Below are 9835 nucleotides of genomic sequence, written 5' to 3'. Positions count from 1 at the left end.
ACCGCGCGGGGGCCAAGCTGTACTCATGACGACTTCCACAGCGCGCCGGCGCGGCTTCGGCGCATGGCTTCTGGATGGCCTGACGGACGACGCCGGTTCTCACCAGGGCCCGCACGCCGCCAAGGTCGAGAAGACGAACTCGTGGTGGCGCGTCATGTGTCTCACCGGCGTCGACTACTTCTCGACGCTCGGCTACCAGCCCGCGATCGCCGCGGTCGCAGCCGGGCTCCTGTCACCGTTCGCCACCGTCGTGCTCGTTCTGCTGACTTTGTTCGGTGCTCTCCCCGTGTATCGCCGCGTCGCCCGAGAAAGCTTTCGCGGCGAGGGTTCGATCGCCATGCTCGAGCGGCTGCTGCCCTGGTGGGGCGGCAAGCTCTTCGTGCTGGTGCTGCTGGGCTTCGCGGTGACCGACTTCATGATCACGATCACCCTGTCGGCGGCGGATGCGACGGCGCACGCCGTGGAGAATCCGTTCGCGCCGAGCTGGTTTCACGGCAACGAGGTCGTGATCACGCTCGTGCTCGTGGCCCTGCTGGCCGCCGTGTTCCTGCGCGGCTTCAAGGAGGCGATCAACATCGCGGTGGTGCTCGTCGCCGTGTTCCTCGTGCTGAACGCCATCGTGATCGCCGTGTCGATCGGGCACGTCGCCCAGAACGCGGTCGTCATCACCGACTGGTGGGCGGCCCTCACCGCTCAGCACGGCAACCCCGTCGTGATGGTCGGCATCGCGCTGATCGTGTTCCCGAAGCTCGCCCTGGGACTCTCCGGCTTCGAGACCGGCGTCGCCGTCATGCCGCAGATCTCGGGAAAGCCGGGCGACACCGAGGCAAACCCGGCCGGACGCATCCGGGGCGCGCAGCGGCTGCTCACGACCGCGGCGATCATCATGTCGGCGTTCCTGATCACGTCGAGCATCGTGACCACGTTCCTTATTCCGCAAGAGGAGTTCAAGTCCGGCGGCGAAGCCAACGGACGTGCCCTCGCCTACCTCGCGCACGAATACCTGGGGCCTCTGTTCGGCACGGTCTACGACATCAGCACCATCTGCATCCTGTGGTTCGCCGGCGCCTCGGCCATGGCCGGCCTGCTCAACCTGGTGCCCCGCTACTTGCCGCGCTACGGAATGGCGCCGCAGTGGGCGCGGGCCGTGCGGCCGCTTGTGATCGTGTTCTCGCTGATCGCGTTCGTGATCACGATCGTGTTTCAGGCCGATGTGGATGCGCAGGGCGGCGCCTACGCTACCGGTGTGCTGGTGCTGATCACCTCGGCATCCGTCGCCGTGACCCTCTCTGCCCTGCACAAGAAGCAGCGCACGCGCACGATCGGATTCGGCGTGATCGCGCTCGTCTTCGTGTACACGACCATCGTGAACGTGTTCGAGCGGCCCGACGGCGTGCGCATCGCGGCGCTGTTCATTCTCGGAATTCTGGTGGTATCGATCGTGTCGCGGGTGCAGCGGTCGTTCCAGTTGCGTGCGACCAGCGTGACTCTGGATGCGACGGCGCAGGACTTCGTGCTGGCCGACGCGGATGCCTACGACCAGGTTCTCATCGTCGCCAACGAGCCCGACGACGGCAGCGCGAGCGAATACAAGCAGAAGATCTCTGAAGAGCGGCGCGACAGCGGTATACCGCAGCGTCGACCCGTGATCTTTCTCGAGATCTATCCGACCGACTCGTCGAACTTCGAGGAGGACCTCGAGGTGCGCGGCGTCGTTCGCCACGGAAACCGGGTGCTCGAGGTGTCGAGCGGCAACATTCCCAACACCATCGCGACCGTGCTGCTCGAGATCCGCGATCTCACGGGCACCGTTCCCGACATCTACTTCGAGTGGACCGAGGGCAACCCGATCTCGAACATGTTCAAGTACTTGGTGACGGGCGGTGGCGAGGTCGCGCCGGTGACGCGCGAGGTGCTGCGCCGGGCTGAGCCGACGCCGGCGCGGCGGCCCGATGTGCACGTGAGCTAGCCGGCGAGGGGCAGGCCGCCGAACAGGAACAGCGGCAGCGGGAGGGCGAGCGCCGCGATTCCCCCGATGACGCTCAAGCGGGCAGCGCGCTCGCCGAGGCCAGTGGCTCCCGCCGCATCCGGAGTCGCTGCCCAGCGCAGGCCCCGGCGACCCAACACGATCGCGCGGATCGCGAAGACCCAGATCACCGGGATGCACACGAACACGAACGGCGCGAGCACCAGCTGCCCGTCGGCGCGTAGCAGGTAGAGCGGCGCCCACAGCACGAGAAAGCCCACGACGGTCAGGATGCCCGCGAGCACGGCGTTCACCGTGGCCGTGCGGGCCGCGCTGTTGACGAGGGGTTTCGGAAGCAGCTTGAGCGAGCTCTTGTCTGGTTCCATGGTGTGGAGCTTAGTTGCCCCGCAGCAGAGCCCGGTGCGGTCAGTGGGCCCCGGTGCGCCGGTACCTACTGTCCCCGGCGGCACCTACTGGGCGCTTACTGCTGCGCAAGCGCCTCGTCCACGAAGCTGCGCTTCACGATAACCTGGCGGCTTCCGGGGTCGAATTGTACGGCGACGATGTCGGCGCTGTGCACGATGGCGAGGGCATCGCGGGCGGGCAGGATCGTGCCCTGCACCTCGGCGCGCTCTGCCTCGGGCACTGCGAGTCCGAGCTCCGAGAGCGAAGTGAACAGCGGCAGCACCAGCTGGCCGTCGGTGGAGGTGAGCGTGCGCACCCGCGGGCCGGACTCGGGGGTGGAAACCGTGACATCCACCACCAGCCCGCCTGTCGTCGCGAGCGAAAGCACCTTCTGGATGCCGGCCACGCTCGGCTCGGCCTCGAACGCGCCGAGCGCATCGCGCACGGCGGTGTTCACGTAGCTGCGCGGATAGGAAACGGGGCGTTTGGCCATGGGGAGGGCTCCTAGAAGAGTCGCGAGTCGCTGTCGTCGAGGCCGCGCATGGCGTCGTAGTCGAGCACCACGCAGCGGATTCCTCGATCGTGCGCGAGCGTTCGGGCCTGCGGTTTGATCTCTTGAGCGGCAAAGATGCCCTGCACGGGCGAGAGGTGCGGATCGCGGTTCATGAGCTCGAGGTAGCGGGTGAGCTGCTCGACCCCGTCGATGTCGCCACGGCGCTTGATCTCGATGGCCACGGCGGCGCCTCCGCCATCCCGGGCCAGGATGTCGACGGGCCCGATGGCGGTCATGTATTCGCGGCGAACGAGCGTGTGCCCATCGCCCAGCAGCGTGATCTGTTCGGCGAGGAGCTTTTGCAGATGCGACTCGACTCCGTCTTTCTGCAGACCCGGGTCGATGCCCAGTTCGTGCGCGGAGTCGTGCAGCACGTCGTAGATGCTCACGACGAGAACGTCGTCGGTCTTCTTCTGGGTGACCTTCCAGAGCTGGGTGATGCCCGCCTCGGCCTGCAGCTCTGTGGGCTCTTCGAAGGCGATGGAACAGGGCGGGCTCATCCAGTTGAGCGGCTTGTACGAGCCGCCGTCACTGTGCACCAGGATCGACCCGTCGCTCTTCAGCATGAGCAGGCGCGTGGCCAGCGGCAGGTGCGCCGACAGGCGGCCCGCGTAGTCGACGGAACAGTTCGCAATGACAAGACGCACCCGTCGAGTCTACGAGTCACAGGACCGTCCGAAGATCGTGGCGAATGCAGGCGGATTGCTAGTCGACAGAGGCACGATATTGTGGTCGGCATTTCATGGCATGGATCACTTCTTCCGTGCCGTCGTCCCAAACGAGCACGATGGTCTCGAGCAGTCTTGCCCGAGTGTCGAATCCGATACGTAATTCACGCTGCGGGTTCTCGTCATCGAGAGGGCCCGAGACTACTGCAGCTGAGGCTGCTGCGATCGCGTCCTCCTCCGCGATACCGTGCTTGCGGGCCGAGGCGCGAACAATCAAGCGGCGTGCGACCAGCCGTCGAGGGCGGCGCGAATCGCTTCAGACCGATTGAGGCCCTCACGTTCGGCCCGGGCCATGAGCGCGGCAAGTTCTTCTTGAGTCAAGCGCACCGGCACCACTTGGGCGGCAGCTGTGCCTCGTGGAGTCCGACCCCAGCGGGCCCGGAGAGTATCGATGTCGTAGCCGGCTTCGGCCTCGGCAACCCACTCATCAATCTGCGACTCGTCGACCTCGCGACCCTGGATGGTTCGTTTCATGAACTCATCGTATTACGAATAACGCAGCCTAGTGAAGCAATTCAGATCAGTTTCGAGGGAGCCGGACCAGTGATCTCGGGTGGCGCCAAGATGAGGTTCGCGCCCTACTTCGTATACACGCGCTCGCGGGTGGCGGGCGATGCGAAGAACGACAGCACGAGCAGCGCGAGGATCACGTAGAGGGCATTCAGGATGCCGAAGTGCTCTCCCAGGAACCCGAGCAGTGGCGGGCCGGCGAGGAACGCGGTGTAGCCCACGATCGCCACGGCGCTCACGCGGGCGGCCGAGTTCTTCTCGTCGTCGGCCGCCGCGCTCATTCCCACGGGGAAGCCCAGGGACGCGCCGATACCCCAAAGGATGGCACCGATGATCGTGACCCAGAGGTCGTTCGAGAGGATGAAGAGCAGCAGTCCGGCGACACCGATGATGGCGGTGGCGCGCAGCATCGGAACCCGGCCGAAGCGGTCGAGCAGCGGACCTCCGGCGACCCGTCCGACGGTCATGGCCGCCACGAAGATGCCGAACACGATGGCGCCCGTGGTGTTGGACTGCTCGTGGCCGTCGACGGTCGCGATCGCGAGCCAGTCGTTGGCGCTGCCCTCGGCGAAGGCCATGCCCAGCATGACCGCGCCGATCAGTAGCAGGCGGGCGTCGGCCCAGACGGCCAGGCTCGCCTTCAGTCGCTGGCCGAGCGGGATGCGCGGGGCCGAGCTCTGCGCGTCGGCCTGATCCGCGGCATCCAGATCGTGGGGGATGAACCGCACGGCGATGACCACGACGACCACGAGAATCACGGCGATGGCCACCAGGTGCGCGAAGACGGGAACGTCGAGGGCCGAGGCGAGCGCGCCGATGCCGGCGCCGAAAACGGTTCCGCCTGAGAACATGGCGTGCATCAGGGGCATGAGCGTCTTGCCGATGGCCCGCTCGGCCGCGGCGCCCTCGACGTTCATCATGACGTCGCAGGCGCCGTTGCCGAAGCCGAAGACGACGAGTCCGATGAACGCGATCGTGACGGTGGGAACGAGCCCGCCGCCGACCCCGATGAGCACGAGGCCGGACGCCACCAACGAGAGGCAGAACGTGATGCCCGCGCGCGGCCCGAAGCGGCGCAGAAGGGCGGGCGACACGATGAGGCCCGCTACCGATCCGGCCGACATGCCGAAGATCAGCACGCCCACGTTGGCGGTGTTCAGCTCGAGTCCGTCGCGCACTGCAGGCAGCCGGGCCACCCAGCTGGCGATGCTCACGCCGCTCAAGATGAAGGTGATGAAGACCGCGTTGCGCCAGGCGACGAGGGTACGCGGAGGGTGCACGGCGATGTCGCTCGTGGGAGTGGTCATGGGGTGTCCTGAAGAGTTGAAGAGCGGTATCGCGCGAAATCGAATCGATTCGACTACGCTACCAACATGACCGGGAGCGATCAACACATCCGCCGTCCGACTCTTGCCGATGTGGCCAAGGCCGCCCAGGTCTCCGTTTCGACCGCGTCGATCGCGTTCAGCGGGTCGGGCCCGGTGTCTGATTCGACGCGCGAGCGGGTGCTCGTTGCCGCGGCTTCGCTGGGCTACGACGGTCCAGACCCTCGTGCCCGCTCGCTGCGCCAAGGGCGAAGCGGCGTGATCGGCGTGGTTCTCGAGGGCAGCCTGCTGCACGCATTCCGCGACCCCGTGACATCCATAACCCTCGACGGAGTCGCCACGGCGCTCGGCCCGCAGGGTTCCGGCCTGCTGCTGCTCACCGACTCGGGCGAGGGTGCCGCGACGATAGAGACGGCGGCGGTCGACGCGGTGATTCTGCTCGGATGCTCGACCCGCGTCGATCACTCGATCGAGGTCTTCGGGCGCCGCGACATCCCCGTCGTCTCGGTCGAGGGACCGTCGCGGCCCGAACTCGTCGAGGTGACCCTCGACAACCGCGCCGCCTCGGTCGTGGCGGCGCGGCACCTGCAGGCGCTGGGACACACCCGGGTGGGCGTCGTCACCCTGGAGACGTCGGACGAACACGCGGCCGGCGCTGTGACCGCCGACCTCGAGATCGCCGTGTCGGTCACCCGCGAGCGGCTGCTCGGCACGCGCGAGGTGTACCCGGATGCTTTGGCCTACTCCTCGGTGCACAACACCCCCGAAGACGGTCGGCGTGCGGCGCTCGCACTGCTCGGCGTGCCGGTCCAGCAGCGGCCGACGGCGATCGTCGCGCAGGCCGATCTGCTCGCCGTCGGAGTGATCCAGGCGATCGAAGAGCTCGGCCTCGTGGTCGGAGTCGATGTGAGCGTGATCGGCTTCGACGGAATCCGCATCGACGGCCTCGCCCACGACCTCACGACGATGGTGCAGCCCGCCAGCGCGAAGGGGCACGCGGCGGGGGCTGCGGTCACCGCGCTTCTCTCGGGAGAGCGCCCAGACACCCCGATCGCGTTCACCTGCGAGCTGCACGTGGGCTCGACGACGGGGCCTGTTCCGTCGTTCTGACCCGGATCCCGCTACTCATGCAGGAGGAGACGCCGGCCTCGTGGATAGTGGCGTCGGGTGCGCGCTCCTCCTGAATTAGTAACGGCATCGCGGCCAGTCAGCGCTCGTAGAGGCGGATTCCGAGGTTCGTGTAGTGCCAGTGGCCCACTTCGGAGAAGCCCGCAGCCTCGATGGCCGCCTGGTTCTTGTCGCGGTCGCGCCCGCTCGATACGAGAATCACCGAGTCGTGGCCATCGAGCATCGCGGTGTCGACGGGGTTCGCGGTCTCCCACAGGCGATCGGATGCGCCGATCGGCTTATCGAGGGCGACATCGTCGAGCGCGGTGAAGGCCCACGGATACGCGTACTCGACTACCCGCGCCGTGGCGCCCGGGTGGTACGCGATGCTGCCGAACACCACCGCGGATGCGGCATCCTCCGGAAGCGACGACACGATCTGCGACACGCGCCAGGCCGCTTTCGACCACGAGGCATCCTGCTTCGCCTCGACTCCGCGTTGCGCGACGTACGAAGGCTGCGTCAGCAGCGCCAAGACGAGCACTCCGGCGACCGAGGCCAACGCCGTATACGGAACCGATCGCATCCGGGGCCACCGGGCGAAGAAGGGCAGCCGCGAGGCGAGCCGGGTCAAGCGCCCCAGACCGACGATGCCTCCGGCGATGGCGATGGCCAGGGCGGGAACGAGGAAGGTGAGGTAGCGCGGCGAGTACAGGGGCGTGACGAGAATCGACGTGAGCACGAGTACGACGGTCGGGGCGACGAGCCACGGCAGCACCCACGCCATGAGGTCGCGTGCCGCGCGCGCGCGGGTCGTCGAGGCGTGCCGGGCCACGAAGAAGGTGGTGATTCCGACGAGGACGACGAGCCAGGTGAAGATGGCGAACAGAGGGTTCTTGGGGGCGAACTGGGTGACCAGAATGCCGTTGAGGGTGCGCTGGCTGATCGGGTCGATCCAGCCCACCTGGCCCGACTGCGCGGCCACGAGGAGCACGAACGGAACGCACACCAACCCCAGCGGAATGACCGTTCGACCGAACGCGAACAGCTGACGGCGCGTCAGCGTGCGCGAGCTCGTGAGCACGATCACGGTCACCGCGTGGGCCACGACGACGAGCGCCAGGTACACGAAGGTGCCCACCGAGAAGAGGGCGACGCCGGCGTAGACGAGCCACGGCAGCAGGGTCTGCCTGTGCAGCGCCCGCATCAGCAGCAGCGTCAGCCCCGCGGCGAGCAGCGCCGTCAACGCATACGAGCGCCCCTCGATGCCGGCCCACGTGAACCGCGGAATCGTGATGAGCACGACCCCGGCGAGCAGCGCGAAGCCGCGGGTTCCGAAGCGCGACGCAAGCAGCATCGTCAGCGCAACGGTGCCGCCCGAGATGATCGCGCTCGGCAGCCGCAGGGTGAGCGGCGAGTAGCCCACGAGGTCGAACCACAGGTGCATGAAGCCGTAGAAGAGCCCGTGCACGGCGTCGACGGTGTGCAGCATCGCCCAGAGCTCGGGCCACGTGCGCGTCGCCGACACGATCGTGGCCGCCTCGTCGTACCAGATCGACGGGGTCGACCCGCCGATGAACACGATCACCGCGGCCACGACGGCCAGAAGGGGAATCTCGATGCGCCGCCTCACGAGCGCAGCGACGTTCACGCGCGTCACGCGTGCACCGCCGGCGGGGCTGTGGATGCGACAGGCCGGGCCCGCCGGCGCCGGTACAGCCACGCGCCGATCACGACCACGGCGGCCGCCGCGAGGCCGATGCGGGTCACGGCCAGCGTCGGCATCGTCATGCGCCACGACAGGGCGAGGGGAACCGCGAACCACTCCCAGCGCTGGCTGAGCACGATGAACGGAATCATCAGCAGCGCGTACCAGGGGTAGCGGGGGCTCACGATGATGAGAATGCTGCCCACCAGAACGAGCTGGGCGAGCCAGGGCGCAGACGCGTCCGACCTCCACCACGCGAGCCCGGTCGCCACGGCGATGAGCGCGGCGGCCACCACGATCGCGGCCGAGCCGGGCAGCACGATCGACAACAGGGCGAAGCGGCTGCCGTCGTCGTAGCCCTCCTCCGAGAGGTAGCCGGGCAGGTAGCCGAGCACCCCGAATCCCGACATGACCACGTAGGGAACATAGAGCAGGGCGAACGTCGCGACCGACACGGTAATCAGGGTGAGGGGCCTCTTCGTGAGCAGCGGTGGCGCGAGGATCACGGGGATCAGCTTGGTCGCGATGGCCGCTCCCAGCGCGATTCCGCCCCAGACGCGACGACCGGATGCGACGAGCAGGCTGGCCGCGAGGGCCAGCGCCACGCCGAGCGCGTCGACGTGCGAGTTCGTGACCGCCTCGGTCGCAACCAGCGGGCACCATGCCCAGAGGGCCGCCCACCTCGGGTCCATGCCGCGCCTGCGCAGCGCGACCAGCAGCATCCAGGTGACGCCCAGCGAGATGACGAGCCCACAGAGCTGGAACGGCCAGTACTCGATGCTCGGGTCGACGAGGGCGCGAACGCCCGTGAAGTAGAGCTCGGCGAGCGGCGGGTAGATCGTGGGAACGTGGGGCCGGTTGATCGCCGTGCAGAGCGGCTCGCCCGAGGGCACGGTCGTGGTCTCGTTGAGGCGGGAGGCGTCGCAGTCGGCGGGAAAGAGCCACGCGGGCCGCAGCTCTTCGAGGGCATCGGATGCCGGAACGTGGTCGTAGGGCGAGATTCCTGCGGTGGCGACGATGCCGTCCCAGGCGTAGCGCGCCGAGTCGGTGCTGGTGTTGGGCGGGGCGAGCATCGCGGCTCCGCCGATGAGCACGGCGCCGGCGACGACCACGGCGGTGACGTGCCGGGCGGGCACGCGGCGCAGCGCGAGAAAGGCGACGGCGAAGAGCAGCCAGGCGGCGGCGAGTGCGGCCATCATGGCCGGGCGGTCGGCGCGCGAGAACAGATTCAGCTGCGTCGTCTCGAAGCCGATGACCCCGGCGACCGCTGCGGTGGCGACGAGGGCCAGAACTGTTCTCACTGAGCGATCCTTGCATCATTCGTCTGGGAAGGGGCGGGGACACAGGAATGGCCCGCCACTGTCGTGGCGGGCCATTGGTGTGTTCGAGTCGGGGTGACTCGGGGTGGTGCTACTTGGTGTTGACGGTGATCTTGGCGATTCCGACGAGGAGGCCGGCCTTGACGGCGTCGGTCTTGAACGTGTCGTTGAGCAGGCCGGCAGCGTCAGCGGAGATGTGCACCGTGGTGCCCTC

The 9835-nt window shown here is 67.8% G+C and carries 9 protein-coding genes; 2 read left to right on the top strand and 7 right to left on the bottom strand.

What is annotated here, in order from left to right; all coding sequences use genetic code 11:
• Positions 1–25: 25 nt before the first annotated feature.
• A complete protein-coding gene (locus ACE5CZ_RS05150; protein WP_374946269.1) occupies positions 26–1969 on the top strand; it encodes an amino acid transporter in 1944 nt (647 codons plus the stop codon).
• Here ACE5CZ_RS05150 and ACE5CZ_RS05145 read toward each other — a convergent pair.
• The 5 genes from ACE5CZ_RS05145 to ACE5CZ_RS05125 all read right to left on the bottom strand — a co-directional run bounded on the left by ACE5CZ_RS05145 (position 1966) and on the right by ACE5CZ_RS05125 (position 5469).
• Complete coding sequence (locus tag ACE5CZ_RS05145) at positions 1966–2352, bottom strand: hypothetical protein (protein ID WP_374946268.1); 387 nt, start codon at positions 2350–2352, stop codon at positions 1966–1968. The two genes, ACE5CZ_RS05150 and ACE5CZ_RS05145, sit on opposite strands and share 4 nt — an antisense overlap.
• Positions 2353–2447: 95 nt before the next feature.
• A complete protein-coding gene (locus ACE5CZ_RS05140; protein ID WP_374946267.1) occupies positions 2448–2864 on the bottom strand; it encodes an SseB family protein in 417 nt (138 codons plus the stop codon).
• 11 nt (positions 2865–2875) lie between these two features.
• The gene (gene nucS, locus ACE5CZ_RS05135; protein WP_374946266.1) at positions 2876–3571 is read right to left on the bottom strand and encodes an endonuclease NucS; all 696 of its coding nucleotides are present in this window, start codon (positions 3569–3571) and stop codon (positions 2876–2878) included.
• Positions 3572–3865: 294 nt separating this feature from the next.
• Entirely contained in the window at positions 3866–4126 is a 261-nt protein-coding gene (locus ACE5CZ_RS05130; RefSeq protein ID WP_374946265.1) for a ribbon-helix-helix protein, CopG family, read from the bottom strand.
• Between the two features lie 104 nt (positions 4127–4230).
• Positions 4231–5469: an MFS transporter gene (locus tag ACE5CZ_RS05125; RefSeq protein ID WP_374946264.1), complete on the bottom strand. Its 1239-nt coding sequence runs from the start codon at positions 5467–5469 to the stop codon at positions 4231–4233.
• A 66-nt stretch (positions 5470–5535) separates the two neighbouring features.
• Here ACE5CZ_RS05125 and ACE5CZ_RS05120 point away from each other — a divergent pair, with 66 nt between their 5' ends.
• Complete coding sequence (locus ACE5CZ_RS05120) at positions 5536–6597, top strand: LacI family DNA-binding transcriptional regulator (protein WP_374946263.1); 1062 nt, start codon at positions 5536–5538, stop codon at positions 6595–6597.
• Positions 6598–6694: 97 nt separating this feature from the next.
• Here ACE5CZ_RS05120 and ACE5CZ_RS05115 read toward each other — a convergent pair whose 3' ends face one another.
• Together ACE5CZ_RS05115 and ACE5CZ_RS05110 are read right to left on the bottom strand one after the other, a co-directional pair.
• Positions 6695–8254 carry a hypothetical protein gene (locus tag ACE5CZ_RS05115; protein WP_374946262.1) on the bottom strand — a complete coding sequence of 520 codons (1560 nt, stop codon included), beginning with the start codon at positions 8252–8254 and terminating at the stop codon, positions 6695–6697.
• Positions 8251–9603 (bottom strand): glycosyltransferase family 87 protein, encoded by a 1353-nt coding sequence (locus ACE5CZ_RS05110; RefSeq protein ID WP_374946261.1) that lies wholly within the window; start codon positions 9601–9603, stop codon positions 8251–8253. The genes ACE5CZ_RS05115 and ACE5CZ_RS05110 overlap by 4 nt, the downstream gene beginning before the upstream one ends.
• Between the last annotated feature and the right edge of the window lie 232 nt (positions 9604–9835).

Source organism: Agreia sp., from assembly GCF_964263775.1.
GTDB lineage: Bacteria > Actinomycetota > Actinomycetes > Actinomycetales > Microbacteriaceae > Agreia.
The sequence above is the reverse complement of the archived record's forward strand: the minus strand, read 5'-3'. Positions and strand labels throughout refer to the sequence as shown.